We start from the raw sequence: 19,166 nt of genomic DNA, 5'->3' as shown, positions 1-19,166 counted from the left end.
GCCGGCCAAGATGGGAACAATCTTTGACAAGCCGTGCGATTCTGCGGATGACAGCGTTGAACGATCGCCATGTCGGCGGTCAGCGCGCGCTTCTGAGATCTCACAATGCTTGACAATGATGCCTATTCTTCCCCCGCTCCCGTCATGGCCAAGGGACTGTCGGCCGAGCAGACGCTGAAAAGCGCCATCGTCCACGGCGTCTTGAAGCCGGGAGAAATTCTGTCCGAAGCGCGCCTGTGCGATGAGTTCGCCATCGGCCGCGGCGCAGTTCGCACCGCCTTGCAGCGGCTGCAATCAAGCGGACTGGTCACGTCGGCAGCCCGAAGCGGCTGGTCGGTAACGCCGATCTCTGCCGCGGAAATCCGCGAGGTCGTGGCCGGACGCAGGGCGCTGGAAAGGCTTCTGGCGTCGGCCGTAATCTCGGACGTGGACCACACGACGATCGGTCGGCTTTGCGACATGTATGGAGCGCTGCATGGCCGCATCGATCCGATGCTAGATCTGCAGGCCACCCTGCGCCGTGCCGAGCGCGATCTGCTGTTGCTGCTGGCAGCAAGGCTGAACATGCCGACCCTCAGCGGCTGGCTCATGGACCTCTGGGACCGGTCGGCGCGTCTCGTGAACTTCTTCGAGGCGCGCAGCAGCGTGAAAATGCGCGGTGCGGATCGTGCGGCCCTCGGCGCTTGCCTCTTGGCCGGCGACCGCGAGGGCGCCGAACGCCATATCGCGGCCGCCATCGACCAGCTGGAAGCCTATCTGGCGGCCCGCTTCCTGGAATCCTCCGCCGTACTGGATGCAGCCGCGACGCGGCGCCGGAGTTCCGGCAAGTCGAAGACCCCGAACGCAGATCATAAGCCCAACCAGGATCAGACAAGGACGAATTGATGATGCCCTCTTCCCGACGACTATCCAGCGCCCTTCTGCTTGCCGCCGCTCTCGCCAGCACCGCCTTCCTTGCCCTGCCGGCCGCTGCCAAGGACCTCTTCGTCGTCGACCTGGTCAACGAGCCCTCGTCGCTCGATCCGCAGAAGCAGTGGAATCCCGACAGCTACTACGTCTACCGCAATGTCTTCGACAACCTGCTGACCCGTGACGATGACGGCAAGATCGTGCCGCAGATCGCGACCAAGTGGGACTACAAGTCGCCGACCGAAATCGTCTTCACCCTGCGCAGTGACGTGAAGTTCCATGACGGCCAGCCGCTGACGGCAGAGGACGTCGCGTTTTCGGTCAACCGGATCATCGATCCCGCTTTCAAGAGCCCGCAATTCAGCCAGTTCAACAAGATCAAATCCGCCGCCGTCTCGGGTGAAAACGAGATAACGGTCGTGACGGACGGGCCTTATCCCGTGCTGCTTGCCCAGCTCGTGAAATTGTCCGTGGTGCCCAAGCATGTGGTGGAAAAGGTCGGCGACGACGCCTTCAATGCTGCACCCGTCGGATCCGGCCCCTACAAGTTCGAGGCCTGGAACCGCGGTTCATCCGTGACGCTTGTGCGCAATGACGACTACTGGGGCGACAAGGGTCCCTTCCCCAAGGCCGAGTTCCGCGCCGTGCCTGACGCCGCGACGCGTCTTGCCGATCTCCAGGCCGGCAATGCCGATCTGGTGGTGACGCTCGATGCCGACCAGGCCAAGCAGTTGGAAGGCGCAGGCTCGGCCAAGGTGCTGAGCGCCCTGACGGAGCGCATCGCCTACCTGAAGCTCAATCCGACGCTGCCGCCGCTCGACAATCCCAAGGTCCGGCAGGCCGTGGCCCAGGCCATCGACAAGCAGGGCATCGTGGAAGGCCTGCTCGGTGGCTTCGACAAGCCTGCAACGCAGATGGCGAACGACACCTATCTCGGCTATGTGCCGAACCTGGAAAACCTGCCCTTCGACCCGGAAGCCGCCAAGAAGGCCGTGGAAGAGGCAGGCGCGGGCAAGACCAAGCTCTCCTTCGCCACCTCGCCGGTGTTCGACCAGCGCATCGTGCAGGCCCTGGCGCAGATGCTGACGGATGTCGGATTTGACGTGGAAATCCAGCTCACCGACATGGCTGCCTATCTGAAGCGGGCACAGAGCGAACCGGCGCAGCAGGCCAATTTTGCCTTCGGCCGCTGGTCTTGCGCCTGCCAGGATGTGGATGGCGTCCTCTTCCCGCTGCTGCATTCCTCCAGCAGCTGGTCGTCGCTGCGCAATCCGGAAATCGATGCCCTGCTAGAGCAGGGACGCAATACGCTGGATGAAAAGCAGCGTCTGGATGCCTACACCGCCGTCTCGCAGTTCGTGGCGAAGGACGTGCCGCTGGTGCCGCTCTATGAGGCTGCGGTTCTCTACGGTGCGGCGACCAATCTCGAATGGAAGCCGACCGCCAATGAGAGCATGTTCCTCAATCGCATGACGTGGAAGGATTGATCCTTAAAGCATGTCGCGCAAAAGTGTGCAGCGGTTTTGCGATAACGACATGCGGAAAACCAGGATTTTAAAGCGTGGCAAGCTGATCTGAAAGATCGCGACACGCTTTAAGCCCGGCGGCCGGCTCAAGCCGGCCGCTCCATATTCCCCTCTCGTGGATGGCACAGTGTCGATCTTTTTCGCAAAGCGGCTTTTTCAGGCGTTGATCGCAGTCTTCGGCGTGATGACCCTGATCTTCTTCCTGCAGCGGCTGGCGGGCGATCCCGTGCTGCTGCTGGTGCCGATGGATGCGACCCAGGCCGACATCGACCGGATGCGCACCGCCCTCGGCTTCGACCAGCCGCTGATCCTGCAATATGCCGATTTCCTCGGAAATCTCATCCGCTTTGACCTTGGTCGCAGCTATGTCCAGAACGTGCCGGTCATCGACCTGATCTGGACCCGCATTCCCTATACCCTGATGCTGGCCGGCGGCGCGCTTGTCGTGGCCTTCGGTCTGGGAATACCGATCGGCGTGACGCTGGCTGTGTGTCGCGGCCGGCTGATCGCCCGCCTCCTGTCCGCCATCGTGCTCGCCGGCCAGTCCATGCCGACCTTCTGGAGCGCGATCCTGATGATCATGGTGTTCGGTGTCTGGCTGGGCTGGGCACCGCCGTCAGGGGCACGCGAAGCGTCGAGCATCGTCATGCCGTCGATCGCCCTTGGCCTGCTTTCGCTGGCAACCTTTGCCCGCGTGGCCCGCACGGCCGTGCTTGACGAGCTGGAAAAGGATTATGTCCGCACCGGCCATGCCAAGGGCCTTCCGATGGGCCGCATCATCTCAAGGCATCTGTTGCGCAACGCCTCCATTCCGGTCGTCACCGTCGCAGCGCTGGAAATCGCCAATCTCTTGGCCGGGGCCGTGATCGTCGAGACGGTCTTCGCCTGGCCGGGCCTGGGCCAGCTGACGATCCAGGCGATCACCGCACGGGATTTCATGGTGGTGCAAGGGGTGGTTCTGCTCGGCGCTGTCACCGCGATCGGCCTCAACCTGATTGCCGATCTGCTCTACAGCCTGATCGATCCGCGTATCCGCATGGGAGTATCGGGCCAATGAATGCTTTGCCCTCGACCGCCCGCCCGCTCCCAAAACAACGGCTGATACCCCTCACCATCATGCCCTTCGTCGTCATTGTCGTTGTGATGGTGATCCTGGCGCTCGCAGCGCCATGGGTGGCGCCTGTCGATCCGAACACGCAGAACCTCTTGGCGCGCCTCAAGGCACCCGGCACGGTCTCGCGCGGCGTCACCTACCTGCTCGGTTCCGACGAGCTTGGACGGGATGTGCTGAGCCGTCTCATCCACGGCGCGCGCGTCTCGCTGCTGGTCGCCTTCTCCTCGGTCATCCTGTCCGGCACGATCGGCAGCATCCTCGGCATGATCGCCGCCTTATACCGGGGCTGGGTCGAAGTGCTGATCATGCGCGTCGTCGATATCGTGCTCTCGGTGCCGGCCATCCTGTTTGCCATCATCACCGTTGCCGTGCTGGGTCCTGGCCTCGTCAATGTGGTCATCGTCCTGGCGTTGACCCGCTGGCCCCGCTATGCGCGCGTCGCCTATGGCCAGACGCTGTCGGTCGCCAACATGCCGTATGTGCGGCTGTCGCGCTTCATGGGTGCGGGATGGTTCCGCCTGCTCGGCCGGCACGTGCTTCCCAATATCGCCGGCGCGCTGGTCGTGGTGGCCACTCTCGAATTCGGCCTGATGGTCCTGTTCGAGGCAGGCCTATCCTTCCTCGGCCTTGGCGTGCAGCCGCCGACGGCAAGCTGGGGCGCCATGCTGTCGACGGGTCGCAACTATGTCGCCACGGCCTGGTGGATCGCGACCTTCCCCGGTCTGGCGCTGTTTCTTCTCGTTCTCTCCATCAACCTGATCGGCGACTACGTGCGCGATCGCCTCGATCCGAAAGCAAGGTAGGCAACAATGGACTTCACCAGCGAATTCAAGGGACGCAAGGTCATCGTGACAGGCGCCTGCGGCATCATCGGCGGCTGGATCGCCCGCGCCTTTGCCGATGCCGGCGCCGAACTCTGCCTGACGGACCACCGCGCAGACGTGCTGGCCGAGGCCGTGAAGACCTATGACGGCAAGGCCCTTGGCATCCCGGCCGATCTGATGAGCGCCGAAGACATGGCGCGCTTTGCCGCCGAGGTGGGTGAAAAATGGGGCGCTCCCGATGTGCTCATAAACAATGCCGGCATCTATCCCTCCGGCTTCCTGCTCGACATCGGCATCGAGGATTTCGACGCGATCATGGGCGTCAATCTGCGCGCACCGTTCCTGCTCTCCAAACTCTTCGCCCGGCAGATGATCGACCATCAGGTCAAGGGCTCGATCATCAACATCTCCTCCGGTGCGGCCCGCAAGATGCGCTCCACGGTCGTGCCCTATTGCACCTCCAAGACCGCGCTTGACCGCCTCAGCAAGGGATTTGCGCTGGAGCTCGCCGAATACGGCATTCGCGTCAACATCGTAGAACCCGGCTTTGCCGCGGGCAGCACGGTCAGCGCACTGACAAACGAGCATGTGGACACCGTCACCGGCTCGATCCCGCTCGGCCGGGCATCGAGCAGCGAGGATGTGGCCAATGCCGTGCTCTATCTCTCCTCGTCCGCCGCCTCCTACGTGACGGGCGCCACCCTGGCTGTCGATGGCGGCAATTCCATCGGCACCCGGGTGGTCTTCCAGGAAAAGAAGAAGGCTCTCTAGGCCAAAGCGAGGAACCGATATGACCGATCACACCCCGGACCCCGCAGCACCGCTGTCCACCTTTCCGGCCTATGCCTGGCCTGAGGGCAAGCGGTCTGCCGTGCTGCTGTCCGTCGATGTCGATGCCAATTCCCCGCTTCTCTGGTCGCTCGGCAACGACGCGCCCCAGCGGCTCGGCATCCATGAAATCCGCAATTTCGGACCGCGCACCGGCCTCTGGCGCCTGGTCGAGCTATTCGCACGCTTCGATTTCAAGGCGAGCTTCTATGTGCCGGCCCATGTTGCCGAGCAACATCCCGACATGCTGCCGCTGCTTCTCAAGCAGGGACACGAAATCGGCCTTCACGGCTATTTCCATGAAATCGTGTCGGAGGTGTCTGACGACGAGTTCACGGGGGCGCTGGAGGCCAGCCTCGAGCTATTTGTCCGACAGACGGGCACGAAGCCGGTGGGCTTCCGCTCGCCCGCCTGGGAGATGACGCCGCATATGCTGGCCGAGATCAAGCGCCTCGGTCTCACCTATGACAGTTCGCTTTCCGGCTTCGACCATCCCTATGAGATCGACGGGCTGACCGAGATCCCCGTGCAATGGGCGGTGGACGATGCCATTTTCTTCAAGTTCGAGGGCGGTGGGCGCGACCGGTTTCCGATGCAATCGGGTCGCATGGTGCTGGAAGACTGGAGAGCGGAGTGGCGCACCTTGCACCGCTTCGGGGGTCTCTTCACGCTGACGGTCCATGACTGGATCTCCGGTCGCGCCCAGCGAATTGCCCTGCTGGAGGACCTTCTGCAGGATATCGCCGGGGCGCAGGACACCTGGGTGGCGACGGCCGCCGAGATTGCGCAGCATCATCAGACATCAAGCAATAAAGGGCGCTTTGCGGTCGCAGCGGCAATCCCCGCGGCCATCGGGCCGCGCCGATTTGGAACCAAGGCATGAGTGAAAGCTGGACCATAGGCAAGGGCGAGACGCGCAGCCGCAAGGGGCTTGTGGCCTGTCAGAACGGGCTGGCAGCCGAGGCAGGAGCAAGCGTGCTTGCGCGCGGCGGCAATGCAGTGGATGCCGCCATCGTCACCACGCTGGTCCTCAGCGTTGTCGAACCGTGGTTGTCGGGCATCGGCGGCGGCGGCTTCATGCTGCGCGCCGATGCGGAAGGCGCTGTCGATACGCTCGATTTCAACGTCGTCTCGCCCCGAGGTCTTGATCCGGCAGATTACCCTCTGGTGGCGGGTCGCGATGGCGACTGGTTCGACTGGCCCTCCGTCGCCGATGACCGAAACCTCATTGGCTACGGATCGATCTGCACGCCCGGCACGATAGCGGGCCTTGCCGAGGCCCTGGACAAGTTCGGGACCTTGAGCTGGGAAGAGGCCCTGCAACCCGCCATCGAGCATGCCCATCGCGGCGCGGTGCTCGACTGGTTCACGGTTCTGGCGCTGGCGATCGATGCGGCCGGGCTGGCGCGCTTTCCGGCATCTTCGGCCCTCTTCCTGGTCGATGGCCGCGCCCCGCGTGCCCCGGAGCGCGGCGCCAAGGCTTATATTCCCATGCCGGCCAAGGCGGCCATGCTGGAGCGCCTGGCCCGTGCCGGCGCACGTGATTTCTACGAGGGCGAAACGGCGGCCAAGCTGGTCGCGGATCTGCAGGATGGCGGCTCCGTGATCGATGCGCGGGATCTCGCCTCCTACTACCCCACCTGGCGCGCACCGCTGCATCAGTCCTATCGAGGCCTTGATATCCACGCCATGGGCGGGTTTTCCGGCGGCCCGACCATGATGGCGGCGCTTGACGAACTGGACAAGACACTGCCGGCCGAGGATCCCCATTCCGGCAAGACGGCGCTTGCCTTTGCCCGCGCCCTTCGCCGCGCCTCCGAGCACCGGCTGCGGACGCTGGGCCATGCAGGCGGCGCCAGCTGCACGACCCATGTCAGTGTGGTGGATTCCGCTGGAACGATGGTGTCTTTGACGAATACCCTTCTCTCACGCTTCGGCTCCAAGGTCGTTCTGCCGCAGACCGGTTTCCTGATGAACAACGGCGTGATGTGGTTTGATCCGCGTCCCGGCCAGCCGAATTCGATTGCGCCTGGCGTGCGACCGCTCGCCAATATGTGCCCCATCATCGCCAAGCGCGATGGCATGCCCTATCTGGCGCTAGGTGCGGCCGGCGGACGGCAGATCATGCCGGCGGTGGTGCAACTGCTGTCCTACATGGCCTGTTTCGGCCTGTCACCACAGCAGGCCTTCATGAGCCCGCGCATCGATGCCAGCGGCGTTACGATCCTGGTCGATGCCCGTGCCGGAGCCGATGTCGCGAGCCGACTCTCCGCCGAATTCCCGGTCGAGATTTTGGAAGATACGCTCTACCCCGTCAATTTCGCCATACCTTCGGCGGTCATGCGCGATACCGACGGGTTTGTCGGCATGACCCATCCGAACCATCCCTGGGCTGCCACGGCGAAGGAAGAGCGATGACCTCCCCTGTCCTCTCGGTGCGCAATCTCGCAGTTTCCATTCGCGGCAATACCGTCGTCGACGGCGTGTCGATCGAGATCGGCGCGGGGGAAATCGTCTCCCTGGTCGGCGAATCCGGCTGCGGCAAGTCGATGACCGCGTTTGCCATCATGGGACTGCTGCCCAAGGTCGCGCGCATCGATGGCGGCTCGGTCCGGCTCGGCGCAACGGATCTCGCACAGATCCGGGAGGAAGAACGCCGGCGCATGCGCGGCTCGGAACTGGCCATGATCTTCCAGGAGCCGGTCGCCTCCCTCAATCCGCTGATGCCCATCGGGCGCCAGATCGAGGAGAGCCTGGTGGTGCATCGCGGCGTCTCGGCGGCGGAGGCCAAGAAGGCGGCCATCGCCATGCTGGAAGAAGTCGGCATTCCCGAACCGCATCTGCGCTACAAGCAGCATCCCTTCGAGCTGTCGGGCGGCATGTGCCAGCGCGCCATGATTGCCATGGCGCTGATCTGTCGGCCGAAGCTGCTGATCGCCGACGAGCCGACCACGGCGCTCGACGTCACCATCCAGGCGCAGATCCTCGACCTGATGAAGCGGCTGCGCGACGAGACCGGCACGGCGATCCTGCTGATCACCCACGACATGGGCGTCGTGGCCGACATGGCAGACCGCGTCGCAGTCATGTATTCCGGCCGCATTGTCGAGGAAGCGCCGGTAGACGCGCTGTTCTCACGCCAGCGCCACCCCTATACCAAGCTGTTGCTGTCCACCATTCCGCGGCTCGACGGTGCGCCGAAGACGATCCTTCCGGTCATCGAAGGCACGGTGCCCGATATCGGCAACTGGCCGGAGGGCTGTCGGTTCCGGCCGCGCTGCCCGCTCGCGACGGACCATTGCAGCCGCCAGGACCCGCCTCTTACGCCGCGTCCGGATGTCGGACAGGCCGCCTGCTGGCATTCCGACCGTGTGGAGACGCTGATCTGATGAAGCCGCTTCTCTCCATCCGCGACCTGAAAGTGCATTTCCCGATCCGCAGCGGCCTGTTCGGCCGCGACCTCCGTGTGGTGAAGGCGGTCGACGGGGTCGACCTCGACATCGGCGAAGGCGAGAGCGTCGCCCTGGTGGGCGAAAGCGGCTGCGGCAAGTCGACCTTCGGCGCCGCGATCCTCGGCATGCAGATCCCGACATCGGGACGCATCCTCTTCGATGGCGAGGAGGTGCGACACACCGAGGCGAAAACCCGCAAGCGCCTCGCCCGCGATATCCAGACGGTGTTTCAGGATCCGGTCTCGGCGCTCAACCCGAAAATGTCGATCGGCGAGAGCATTGCCGAGCCGCTGGCGATCCATGGTGCGGACAAGGCAGAGCGCGACAGGCGGGTTGCCGAATTGCTCGGGCTGGTCGGACTTCACCCGGAGCATGCGACACGCCAGCCCAGCGCCTTTTCCGGCGGACAGCGGCAGCGCATCGTCATCGCCCGGGCGCTGGCGCTCAGGCCCAAGCTCCTGATTCTCGACGAGCCGGTTTCGGCGCTCGATGTCTCGATCCGCTCACAGATCCTGAACCTGCTCCTGGAATTGCAGCGCCGCTTCGGCCTGTCCTACCTGTTAATCAGCCATGACCTTTCCGTCGTGCGGCACTTCGCCGATCGGGTTGCGGTGATGTATCTCGGCAGACTGGTTGAAACCGGTCCAACTGACATTGTGTTTTCCCGGCCTGTTCATCCCTATACCGAGGCCTTGCTCTCGGCTGTGCCGCTGCCCGATCCCGTGGCGCAGCGGGCCCGCAAGCGCATCGTGCTGTCAGGGGATCTGCCGAGCCCGGCCAATCCGCCCAAGGGCTGTGCCTTCGTCACGCGCTGCCCGCTGGCCGAGGAGATCTGCCGCCACACGCCGCCACCCCTAGTCGACATGGGCGGAGGCCAGATGGCCGCCTGCCATGTTCGCGCTCCAATGGGTCAGAAGATGAAGGTCAATGCGCCGTGAATACCGACCTCAAGATCTCAACCGTCAACGCCGAGAACGCCCCGCAATCGGCTCACCGACGCTATTCGCAGGCCGTTTCCCTCAGCGGCCACCAGAGGCTGCTGTTCATCAGCGGCCAGATCCCGGCCGACCGGGAGGGACGCGTGCCGGATGACGCCGAGGGGCAGGTGCGGCTGTGCTGGGCCAACCTCATCGCCCAACTCCAGGCTGGCGGCATGGACGTCGCCAACCTGGTCAAGGTCACGGTCTTCCTCAAGCGCTATGAGGACCGGGACATCAATGCCAGGGTCAGGTTCGAAGTGCTGGGCGATCATCGCCCCGCACTCTCGACCATCATCACCGACCTCTACGATCCAGCCTGGCTGCTGGAAATCGAGGCGATTGCAGCCGCATAGCGTGCTTGCGACGATCCGTCCGGCAAATTAGCCTCACTCATCGCCGTTAATTTTGGCCGCACCAGCGGTTCTGCCCAGGGTGACGGCGGTCAAAAGTCCGTTGCCGGAGAGGTAGCCCGATGCGTCATTGCCGGAAACGCCGCAGGCGGCGCCGCCTGCCGCATAGAGGTTCGGCAAGGCGCTGCCATCGGGACGCAGAACGCGGGCGCGGGTGTCGATCACCAGACCGCCCTGGGTGTGGAACAGGGCGCCGGTGACACGCACGGCGCAGAAGGGTGCGGCCAGCGGCTGAGAGCCGGAAAAGTCACGGGCAAAGGGGTCGGACGCCTCGCCTCGCTTGCAGGCCTCCACCTGCGCGCAGGTGCTGACAAGCCCGTCTTCGGGCACGTTGATGCGGGCGGCCAGGTCAGCCGGGCTTTCCGCGGTGACGACGGCGCCCATCGCTTCGGCGCGGCGGAAATCTTCGAACTGCCGGGTGATGCCGGCAATGCGCGCGTCGAACACGCTCCAGGCAATGCCTTCAGGCTGCTTGAGCACCTCTGCCGCCTGTTCCGAATAGCCCTTGGCTTCATTGGAGAAACGTTCACCACGGATGTTGACCTGGAAGCCGCCCTCGGTGATCGTTGCCCAGGAAATCAGGATGCCGGCGGGATGGGCGACCGATCCGTGGCCCTGATGGCCATTCAGATGGCGGGTCGCCGCACCGAGTGCCTGACCCCACAACAGCGCATCGCCCTGGTTACCCGCATGACCGAAATAGGTGGCGTCCGAAAGCGACGGAATGTGCTGCGCCACCAGCGCCCGATTGCCGCCATAGCCGTTGCAGGCAAGGATCAGCCGATCGCAGCCGATCTCCTCGATGCTGCCATCGGGGCGCGCGAAGGCAAGACCGAGAACACGGTCCGTATCATCGGCGAACAGCGTCGTCACATGCGCGTCGCAGATGACAGGGATCTCGCAGGTCTCCGCCGCGGCGCGCAGGGCATCGATCAATTCCTCGCCGGAGCGCGAGGCAAGCCCGTGCATGCGGCGCGCCGAATGACCCGGGTAACTGAAATCTTCGATCACCGAGAAATTCAGGCCGTGACGATCGGCCAGCCATTCGAGCACCGGTCCGGCGCTGCGCGCGACATGATCCACGATCACGGCATCCGGTTCCCCATGCGCCTTGCGCAGAATGTCGCCCGCGAACAGCTCTGCCGTATCGACAATGCCGGCTGCATTCTGCCAGCGTGTCGCAGCCGCCGGAATGAGCCCAGCCGACAGGGCCGTGGAACCGCGCGGTAGCGGATCGCGCTCCAGAACGAGGACCTCCTCGCCCGCCTCATGGGCAGACAACGCCGCCACGAGGCCCGCCGCCCCCGCCCCGATGACCACAAGCGGCACACGATAATCGAAGGCTTTTTCCGCAACACGAACACACTGAGACACGCTTGGCTCCATTCCCCGCACCAGACAGTTATCTGCCGTTTTGAAGAAACAATAAGCTGTATTATTTTTAAAACAACATTTGATTTCCGCCCGCGCCCATGCCTAAATTCCGGCACCGAGCGAGGAAGACGGGAATGGGATTTAGAACCGAGGCGGGTCCGAGGACCCTGTTCGACAAGGTGTTCGATCAGCATGTCGTGACAGCGCGGGAAGACGGACAATGTCTTCTCTTCATCGATCGCCACCTGCTGCATGAGGGCTCGTTTCACGCCTTCGACAAGCTGAAAGCCCGGGGCGCACGCGTTTCGCGCCCGGATCTCACCTTCGGCATCGAGGATCATTACGTGCCGACGCGCACGCGGGACCTCACCGCGATCGATCCGGCAATCGCGAAAATGATCCGCCAGTTGCGGGACAACACGGCAGCACACAACCTTCGCCTCTTTGGCTTGTCCGATCCGGCACAGGGCATCGTGCATGTTCTGGGGCCTGAGCAGGGCTTGACACTGCCGGGACTGACCATCGTCTGTGGCGACAGCCACACGGCAACCCATGGTGCTTTCGGGGCCATCGCCTTCGGCATCGGCGCCTCCGAAGTTGCGCATGTGCTGATGACCCAGACGCTGTGGCAGAAGAAGCCGAAGCGCATGCGCATTCGTGTCGAAGGCCAGCTTCCGCCCGGCGTGTTTGCCAAGGACATGGCTCTGTCGATCATCGCCACCATCGGCGCCGATGGGGCCGCTGGCCATGCGATCGAATATGCCGGCAGCGCCGTCCGTGCCCTCACGATGGAAGGCCGGCTGACGTTGTGCAACCTGTCCATCGAAGCCGGCGGACGCTGCGGCATGATCGCACCGGACCAGACCACCTTCACCTATCTGAAGGACCGCACCTATGCGCCTGTCGGCGCGATGTTCGATCAGGCGGTCGAGGATTGGGCAGCGCTGTGCGGCGATGACGACGCGGTGTTTGACCGGGAAGTCGTGCTCGACGCCGGCGCAATCGCACCCATCGTGACCTGGGGCATCAGTCCGGAAGATGCCGCCCCGATCACCGCCAGCGCGCCGGACCCGGACCGGATGACTGATCCGGCACGGGCCGCCCATGTGCGCGAAGCCCTTGATTACATGGGAATCCGCCCTGGCCAGCCGCTGACGGAGATCGCGGTGGACCGGGTCTTCATCGGCTCCTGCACCAATAGCCGCATCGAGGATCTGCGCGCAGCGGCCGCCGTTCTGGCCGGACGGCGGGCCCGCGTGCCGGGCCTCGTGTCGCCCGGTTCGGCCGTCGTCAAGCGGCAGGCGGAAGAGGAAGGCCTGCACCGCATTTTCATCGATGCGGGACTCGAATGGGTCGATGCGGGCTGTTCGATGTGCGTCGGCATGAACGGCGACCTGGTGCCGCCAGGCGAACGTTGTGCCTCCACCACCAACCGGAATTTCCGCGGGCGCCAGGGGCCGGGAAGCCGCACCCACCTGATGTCGCCGGCCATGGCCGCGGCGGCCGCCATAACGGGTCACCTGACCGACATGCGCCCGCTGCTTGCGGGCCGCGAAACCGGCCTTGCGGGAGAGCAGTGAATGGACGCCTTCAAAAATCTCGAGGCGATTGCCTGTCCGCTACCGCTTTCCGGCATCGACACCGATCAGCTGATCCCCGCGCGCTTCATGAAGCGCTCGCGTGCCGATGGCTATGGCGACTACCTGCTGCACGACCTGCGTTTCGACGAGAACGGCCAACCGAAGCCGGATTGCCCGCTCAATGCGCCGCGTTGGCAGGGCGCGAGGATCCTGGTGACCCGGCGCAATTTCGGCAGCGGCTCCTCGCGGGAGGCGGCGGTCTATGCGCTGGCGGATTATGGTTTTGCCTGCGTCATCGCCCCGTCCTTCGGCGATATCTTCGCCAGCAATGCTGTTAACAACGGCCTGTTGCCGGCAACAGTCTCGGAGGACGATTGCGAGGCGCTGCTGGCCGGCCTGGAAGACGGCGATGGCACCGCCCGGGTCGATCTCGAAACCTGCGAGATCCGGGCTGCAAACCTGGTCATTCCGTTCCGCATCGATCCCGTCTGGCGCACGAAGCTGCTGAACGGCTGGGACGACATCGACCTGACGCTCAGTCATTCCGCGGCCGTTGAGGCCTTTCAAGCGCAGGATAGCCTCACCCGTCCATGGCTTGCGCCAATTGCGCACCAATCATGACAGCCAGCCAACAGAAAACCGATTGACAAGACAGAAATCTGTATCTTTTATAGGACAGATAAATGTCTTCCAGGAAAGACAAGTGATGACCCGAGTCGCCGCCACAGCAGAGCCCATGAAGGCCCACCGGCTCTATCTCCTGCTTCGGGAACAGATCCTGAGCGGCGAGGTTCCGGATTCGGCCAAGCTGCCGAGCGAGCCGCAACTGGCGCAGGAGCATCGGGTTTCTAGGGTCACGGTGCGGCGCGCGCTCGACAAGCTGGCAAGCGACGGCATGATCGAGCGCCGTCCCGGCTCCGGCACCTTCGTCAGCGGCGGGCATGCACGCATGCCTGTCGTGGCCGATCTCGCCAATGCTCTGACGCATCTGGTGGAAATGGGCCGCAAGACCGGCGTGCGGTTGATTGCGTTTTCGTATGTGAATGCCACCCCGGCACTGGCGGAGGAATTGAAGCTGGAGCCCGGCGAGCGGCTGCAGCGGTCGATCCGCGTGCGTCTCATCGACGGCCAGCCGTTTTCCTATCTCGTGACCCATGTGCCCGAGCGCATCGGCATTTCCTATTCCGAGGCCGATCTTGCCTCAACCCCGCTGCTGGAGCTTCTGGAGCGATCCGGCCTGGTGGCCGACAAGGCGCAGCAGATCGTCGGCGCGACGCTGGCAAGCCCTGATGTGGCCGCCGCCCTCGATGTCGAGATCGGCGCTGCCCTGCTGTCCATGACCCGCGTGGTCTACGAGGCCTCCGGCCGCGGTATCGAGCACCTGCAGGCGCTCTACCGGCCCGACCGCTATTCCTTCCACATGGAACTTGCCCGCACAGGCGACAGCGGCGCCCGCCGCTGGACCGCGGCCGACAGCCGCGGCCTGACCGAGGCCAATGAAAATAACGACAAGAAGAATGCCCGCGAGAAGCGGCCACCCCTCAAGAGGAGAACAACACATGAAACTGCTAACGACAAATCTGACACGTAGAACCATCCTCAAGGGCGGTGCCGCGGCCCTTGCAACCCTGTCTGCACCTGCTGTCCTGCGGGCTCAGGGCCCTGCGTCGATCAAGGTCGGCATCCTTCAGCCGGTGACCGGCGCGCTGGCGCAGGATGGCGAATATGGCCGCCTGGGTGCTGAACTCGCGATCGAAGACATCAACAAGGCCGGCGGCATCAAGTCGATGGGCGGCGCCAAGCTGGAGATGGTGTTCGGCGATGCCCGCTCCAATCCGGAAGCCGGCACGCAGGAAGTCGAGCGCATGCAGGAAGAAGGCGTCGTCGCTGTTGTCGGCGGCTTTGCCAGCCCGATCTGCCTCGCCGCCTCGCAGGCTGCCTCCCGTTATGACCTGCCCTACCTGGTGGATGTCGGCGTGTCCGACCAGATCACCGGACGCGGCCTGAAGAACACCTTCCGTTTTGCGCCGGGCTTCTCCATCTGCACGGCGGCGGCGATCCAGAATCTCGTGCGGATCAACGAGGCCGCAGGCAAGCCGGCAAAGACCGTTGTGCTGGTGCATGAGGATGGCCTGTTCGGTTCGGGCCTTGCCAAGCTGATGGCGACCGAGCTGCCGAAATACGGCTTCGAGATCCTGGAGCAGATCTCGGTCCCGACACCGTCGCGCGACCTCTCCAACGTGACGCTGCGCCTGCGCAGCCTCAACCCTGACCTCATCATCCCCAGCACCTATTACGGCGAAACCGTTCTGCTGGCCCGCACCATGCAGCAGCAGCGCGTGCGCCCGAAGGCGGTCTATGCCGTGCTCAACGGGGCTGCCTCCAATCGCCGCTTCGTCGCCGAGTTCCCGGAAGCCGCAGAAGGCGTGATGGACTGCAATCACTGGTACGATCCACGCAACGAACGCTCGAAGGCCGTCCAGGCGCGCGTCGAGGCCGCCGGCAAGCCATACAACTACAACATCCCGCTCAACTACTCCTCCGTCGCACTGCTGGCGGATGCGCTGGAACGTGCGGGTGCGGCAGACCGCGGCAAGGTCATCGAGGCGCTGAACGCCTCGACCTTCAAGGACCATCTGATGCCCTATGGCGAAACCAAGTTCGTCAATGGCCAGAACACCGGTGCGGCGCCTGTGTCCACGCAGGTGCAGAAGGGCGAGATCAAGGTCGTCTATCCGGAAGATTTTGCCGACGCCAAGCCGATGTTCCCGGCCAACGGCTAAGGTTGCCAAGCCGCGGCAGATCCCGTTTTGGCGGGATCTGCCCACCTGCAACCCAAGTTTCCGGACGGACGATGTATTCCCCTACCATCCTCATTGAGGCGATGATCAACGGGCTGCTGACCGGTGCGATCTATGCGCTGATCGCGCTTGGGCTGACGCTGGTCTACGGCGTGTTGCACATCATCAACTTTGCCCATGGAGCAATCCTGGCCAGCGCCATGTTCGCCGTCTGGGGGCTGAACATGCTGGGCGGCATCGACCCCTATCTGTCGATCCTCGTGCTGGCCCCCCTGTTCTTCGGTCTCGGCTATGGCGTGCAGCGACTGATCATCGGACCCGCAGCCAAGGGAGACGACGGCAACATCCTGCTGATCACGCTCGGTCTGTCGATCTTCATTGAAAACGCGCTGTTGGCGAGCTTCGGCTCGGATACCCGCTCGATCAATTCGGACTTCTCCTTCTCCATCGTCGAAGCGGGGCCATTCCTGATTTCCTCGCCACGCCTCGTCGGCTTTGCCGGCTCGCTCATCGTCACCGCCCTCCTCTGGTTCATCATGAGCCGCACCGATGCCGGCAAGGCGATCCGCGCCGTGGCCAAGGAAAAGCTCGGAGCGAGCCTGATGGGCATTGATGTCGGCCATGTCTATGCGCTGACCTTCGGTCTGGGCTGCGCGGCGCTGGCGGTTGCCGCTGGCCTGCTGATGCCGACCTTCTATGTCAATCCACGCGTCGGCGGCGCTTTCGTCAACATCGCCTTTACCATCGTCGTGCTCGGCGGCATGGGCTCCATCCCCGGTGCCATGATCGGCGGTCTGCTGATCGGGGTGGTGGAAAGCCTCAGCGGTCTGCTGCTGGGCGAAAGCCTCGGCCAGATCGGCATATTCGTCATCTTCATCCTGGTCCTGCTCCTGAAGCCGACCGGCCTGTTCGGAGCAAAGGCATGAAGCTCAGCGGCTATATCCCAATTGTCGTGGTCACGGCGGCGCTCGCGGTCGTACCGCTCGTCTCCTCGTCCAACACCCTCTTCAACTTCATGGTGACGACGCTGATCATCACGCTCGCGGCGCAGGGCTGGAACATCCTTGGCGGCGTGGCGGGCCAGACATCGTTCGGCCATGCGCTGTTCTTCGGCGTCGGCTGCTACACGGCCGGAATGCTGCAATTCCATCTCGGCCTCAATGCCTGGGTAGCCTTTGTGATCGCCGTGGCTGCCGGTGGTGCCGCCGGCTTCGTGCTGGGTTTCCTGAGTTTTCGGGCCGGCCTTCGTGGTTCCTATTTTGCCTTGATCACGCTTGCCTTCGCCGAACTGATGCGGATCCTCGCCAATGCGTCCGAATGGACCGGCGGTGCCGCCGGCCTTCTGCTCAAGCTCGATCCTGGCTTTGCCAACATGCAGTTCGAAAGCCGGGCGTCTTTCCTCTGGCTGGCGCTCGCCTTCGTCTTCGTCGGCCTCGTCATCTCCAGGGCCATATCGGGCTCGCGCTTCGGCGCGCATCTCGTCGCCGTGCGCGAAAATGAGGATGCCGCCCGTGCCCTTGGTGTCGATGTGCTCACCGTCAAGCTGAAGGCGATCAGCCTTTCGGGCGCCATGACGGCTGCCGCCGGCGTTCTCTATGTGCAGAATTTCCTCTATATCGATGCCAATATCGGCTTTGGCGTGTGGATCTCGGTCGAGGCGCTGCTCGCACCGCTGGTGGGCGGCCGTGGGCTGGTGCTCGGCCCCCTCATCGGCACCTTCACGCTGCATGGCCTGGGCGAGTTGACCAAGAGCTTTGCCGGCCGCATTCCCGGCATCGACCTGATGGTGTTTGCCGTCGTGCTGATCGGCGTCGTCGCCTTCGCCTCCGGCGGGGTGCTCGGCCTGCTGCGCCGCTTTGCGCCGCGCCTTGCCCGGAGGATCGCGATATGATGCTGCGAACAGAAACCATCACCATGCGCTTCGGCGGGTTGACTGCCGTCAACCAGGCCTCACTGTCGGTCCGGGAAGGATCGATCACCGGATTGATCGGGCCGAATGGCGCGGGCAAGACCACGCTTTTTGCCGTGATTGCCGGCTTCCTGCAGCCGACGGCTGGACAGGTCCTCTGGCAGGATCGTGACATCACGGGGCTGCAACCCCATCAGCGGGCGCAGATGGGCATTAGCAGGACCTTCCAGATCGTCCAACCCTTTCAGGGGCTGAACGTATTGGAAAACATCACGGTCGGCAGCTATCTGCGCCACCCGCAGACGGATGATGCCATTGCCAAGGCCCGGGCCGTCGCCGAAAGGGTCGGCCTTGGCGCGGAGCTGGAGCAACAGGCATCAAGCCTCACGGTCGCCGGGCGCAAGCGGCTGGAACTGGCCCGTGCGCTGGCGACGGAGCCGAAGCTTCTGCTTCTGGACGAAGTCCTGGCCGGCCTTAACCCTTCAGAGATCCGCGACATCATCCCCGTCATCCGGGCCATCCGCGACGATGGCGTGACCATCTTCATGATCGAGCACGTGATGCAAGCCGTAATGAACCTCTGCGAAGAGGTCTATGTGCTGGCGCAGGGCCAGATGATTGCCGAGGGGACACCCGCCTCCGTCTGCAATGATCCCAATGTCATCGAAGCCTATCTCGGCAAGGGTGCTGCGGCCCGCATGGCCAGCCTCGGAGGCGCCCATGCTTGACGTCAAAGACATCCGCACCGGGTATGGCGGCGTCGAAGTGCTGCGCGGTATCGATCTTTCCGTCGCCAGCGGCGAGATCGTCGCGGTGCTGGGCGCCAATGGCGTCGGCAAGACAACCCTCAACAAGGCGCTGTCCGGTCTGCTGCCCCTCGCCTCCGGCTCCATCACCTTCGATGGCAGGAGACTGGGCGGATCACCGATCGCAGCCGTCGAGGCCGGCCTTATCCATGTTCCGGAAGGCCGCAAGATCTTCCCCAATATGAGCGTGCAGGAAAACCTGGAGCTTGGAAGCTATCGCCGCGGACGCGCCGGCCGTGCCCGCAATATCGAACGGGTCTACGACACCTTCCCGAAGCTTCGGCAGCGCATGACGCAGATGGCTGGCACGCTTTCCGGCGGCGAACAGCAGATGCTGGCGATCGGCCGCGGCATGATGGCCGAACCGAAGCTCCTGATCCTCGACGAACCCTCGCTCGGCCTGTCGCCGCTGCTGGTCGAGGAAATGTTCGATCTGGTGAAGCGACTGAATGCCGATGGCTTGCCGATCATGCTGGTCGAACAGAACGTCGTGCAATCGCTCGAGATCGCCCATCGCGCCTACATCATCGAGAACGGGCTTGTGACGATGTCCGGCTCCGCGGCGGAGATCGCGGCCGATCCGGACCTCAAGCGCGCCTATCTCGGGCTTTGAGGGGGCAGATCGGCGATGACGCAAACTCTTCTCCCACCTC

The 19,166-nt window shown here is 63.9% G+C and carries 19 protein-coding genes; 18 read left to right on the top strand and 1 reads right to left on the bottom strand.

Annotated elements, in window-relative coordinates:
• Nucleotides 1-105 precede the first annotated feature (105 nt).
• The 10 genes from B9A97_RS03445 (at nt 106) to B9A97_RS03400 (ending at nt 9,986) form a co-directional block, all read left to right on the top strand.
• Nucleotides 106-885, top strand: coding sequence for a GntR family transcriptional regulator (locus B9A97_RS03445; protein ID WP_084363604.1), 780 nt, complete (start codon nt 106-108; stop codon nt 883-885).
• On the top strand, nt 885-2,396 hold the full coding sequence (locus tag B9A97_RS03440; RefSeq protein WP_084363603.1) for an ABC transporter substrate-binding protein: 1,512 nt from the start codon (nt 885-887) through the stop codon (nt 2,394-2,396). Before B9A97_RS03445 ends, B9A97_RS03440 begins: the two co-directional genes overlap by 1 nt.
• 166 nt (nt 2,397-2,562) lie before the next feature.
• On the top strand, nt 2,563-3,492 hold the full coding sequence (locus tag B9A97_RS03435) for an ABC transporter permease (RefSeq protein WP_143530312.1): 930 nt from the start codon (nt 2,563-2,565) through the stop codon (nt 3,490-3,492).
• Nucleotides 3,489-4,352, top strand: coding sequence for an ABC transporter permease (locus tag B9A97_RS03430; protein ID WP_084363602.1), 864 nt, complete (start codon nt 3,489-3,491; stop codon nt 4,350-4,352). The genes B9A97_RS03435 and B9A97_RS03430 overlap by 4 nt, the downstream gene beginning before the upstream one ends.
• A gap of 6 nt (nt 4,353-4,358) precedes the next feature.
• A complete protein-coding gene (locus B9A97_RS03425; RefSeq protein WP_084363601.1) occupies nt 4,359-5,144 on the top strand; it encodes an SDR family NAD(P)-dependent oxidoreductase in 786 nt (261 codons plus the stop codon).
• Between the two features lie 19 nt (nt 5,145-5,163).
• Nucleotides 5,164-6,084, top strand: coding sequence for a polysaccharide deacetylase family protein (locus tag B9A97_RS03420; RefSeq protein ID WP_084363600.1), 921 nt, complete (start codon nt 5,164-5,166; stop codon nt 6,082-6,084).
• Nucleotides 6,081-7,619 carry a gamma-glutamyltransferase family protein gene (locus tag B9A97_RS03415; protein WP_084363599.1) on the top strand — a complete coding sequence of 513 codons (1,539 nt, stop codon included), beginning with the start codon at nt 6,081-6,083 and terminating at the stop codon, nt 7,617-7,619. Before B9A97_RS03420 ends, B9A97_RS03415 begins: the two co-directional genes overlap by 4 nt.
• Nucleotides 7,616-8,590, top strand: a complete 975-nt coding sequence (locus tag B9A97_RS03410; RefSeq protein ID WP_084363598.1) for an ABC transporter ATP-binding protein — start codon at nt 7,616-7,618, stop codon at nt 8,588-8,590. The genes B9A97_RS03415 and B9A97_RS03410 overlap by 4 nt, the downstream gene beginning before the upstream one ends.
• Nucleotides 8,590-9,591, top strand: coding sequence for an ABC transporter ATP-binding protein (locus B9A97_RS03405; protein ID WP_084363597.1), 1,002 nt, complete (start codon nt 8,590-8,592; stop codon nt 9,589-9,591). The genes B9A97_RS03410 and B9A97_RS03405 overlap by 1 nt, the downstream gene beginning before the upstream one ends.
• Nucleotides 9,588-9,986, top strand: a complete 399-nt coding sequence (locus B9A97_RS03400; protein WP_244564115.1) for a RidA family protein — start codon at nt 9,588-9,590, stop codon at nt 9,984-9,986. The genes B9A97_RS03405 and B9A97_RS03400 overlap by 4 nt, the downstream gene beginning before the upstream one ends.
• Nucleotides 9,987-10,019: 33 nt before the next feature.
• Here the strand turns inward: B9A97_RS03400 and B9A97_RS03395 are convergent, their stop codons facing one another.
• On the bottom strand, nt 10,020-11,417 hold the full coding sequence (locus B9A97_RS03395; protein ID WP_244564114.1) for an FAD-dependent oxidoreductase: 1,398 nt from the start codon (nt 11,415-11,417) through the stop codon (nt 10,020-10,022).
• 134 nt (nt 11,418-11,551) lie between these two features.
• On the opposite strand from B9A97_RS03395, the gene leuC reads away from it, so the two are divergent.
• The 8 genes from leuC (at nt 11,552) to B9A97_RS03355 (ending at nt 19,126) form a co-directional block, all read left to right on the top strand.
• Nucleotides 11,552-12,997 carry a 3-isopropylmalate dehydratase large subunit gene (leuC, locus tag B9A97_RS03390; protein WP_143530311.1) on the top strand — a complete coding sequence of 482 codons (1,446 nt, stop codon included), beginning with the start codon at nt 11,552-11,554 and terminating at the stop codon, nt 12,995-12,997.
• Nucleotides 12,998-13,618, top strand: a complete 621-nt coding sequence (gene leuD, locus B9A97_RS03385; RefSeq protein ID WP_084363594.1) for a 3-isopropylmalate dehydratase small subunit — start codon at nt 12,998-13,000, stop codon at nt 13,616-13,618.
• Between the two features lie 85 nt (nt 13,619-13,703).
• Nucleotides 13,704-14,588: a GntR family transcriptional regulator gene (locus tag B9A97_RS03380; RefSeq protein WP_143530310.1), complete on the top strand. Its 885-nt coding sequence runs from the start codon at nt 13,704-13,706 to the stop codon at nt 14,586-14,588.
• Nucleotides 14,557-15,780: an ABC transporter substrate-binding protein gene (locus B9A97_RS03375; protein ID WP_084363593.1), complete on the top strand. Its 1,224-nt coding sequence runs from the start codon at nt 14,557-14,559 to the stop codon at nt 15,778-15,780. The genes B9A97_RS03380 and B9A97_RS03375 overlap by 32 nt, the downstream gene beginning before the upstream one ends.
• 71 nt (nt 15,781-15,851) lie before the next feature.
• Nucleotides 15,852-16,724 (top strand): branched-chain amino acid ABC transporter permease, encoded by an 873-nt coding sequence (locus B9A97_RS03370; RefSeq protein WP_084363592.1) that lies wholly within the window; start codon nt 15,852-15,854, stop codon nt 16,722-16,724.
• Nucleotides 16,721-17,689 (top strand): branched-chain amino acid ABC transporter permease, encoded by a 969-nt coding sequence (locus tag B9A97_RS03365; RefSeq protein WP_084363591.1) that lies wholly within the window; start codon nt 16,721-16,723, stop codon nt 17,687-17,689. The genes B9A97_RS03370 and B9A97_RS03365 overlap by 4 nt, the downstream gene beginning before the upstream one ends.
• Nucleotides 17,689-18,435 carry an ABC transporter ATP-binding protein gene (locus B9A97_RS03360; protein WP_084363812.1) on the top strand — a complete coding sequence of 249 codons (747 nt, stop codon included), beginning with the start codon at nt 17,689-17,691 and terminating at the stop codon, nt 18,433-18,435. Before B9A97_RS03365 ends, B9A97_RS03360 begins: the two co-directional genes overlap by 1 nt.
• Entirely contained in the window at nt 18,428-19,126 is a 699-nt protein-coding gene (locus B9A97_RS03355; RefSeq protein ID WP_084363590.1) for an ABC transporter ATP-binding protein, read from the top strand. Before B9A97_RS03360 ends, B9A97_RS03355 begins: the two co-directional genes overlap by 8 nt.
• Nucleotides 19,127-19,166: the final 40 nt, after the last annotated feature.

It is taken from the genome of Rhizobium sp. RU36D, from assembly GCF_900176345.1.
Taxonomy (GTDB): Bacteria; Pseudomonadota; Alphaproteobacteria; order Rhizobiales; family Rhizobiaceae; genus Allorhizobium.
The sequence above is the reverse complement of the archived record's forward strand: the minus strand, read 5'-3'. Positions and strand labels throughout refer to the sequence as shown.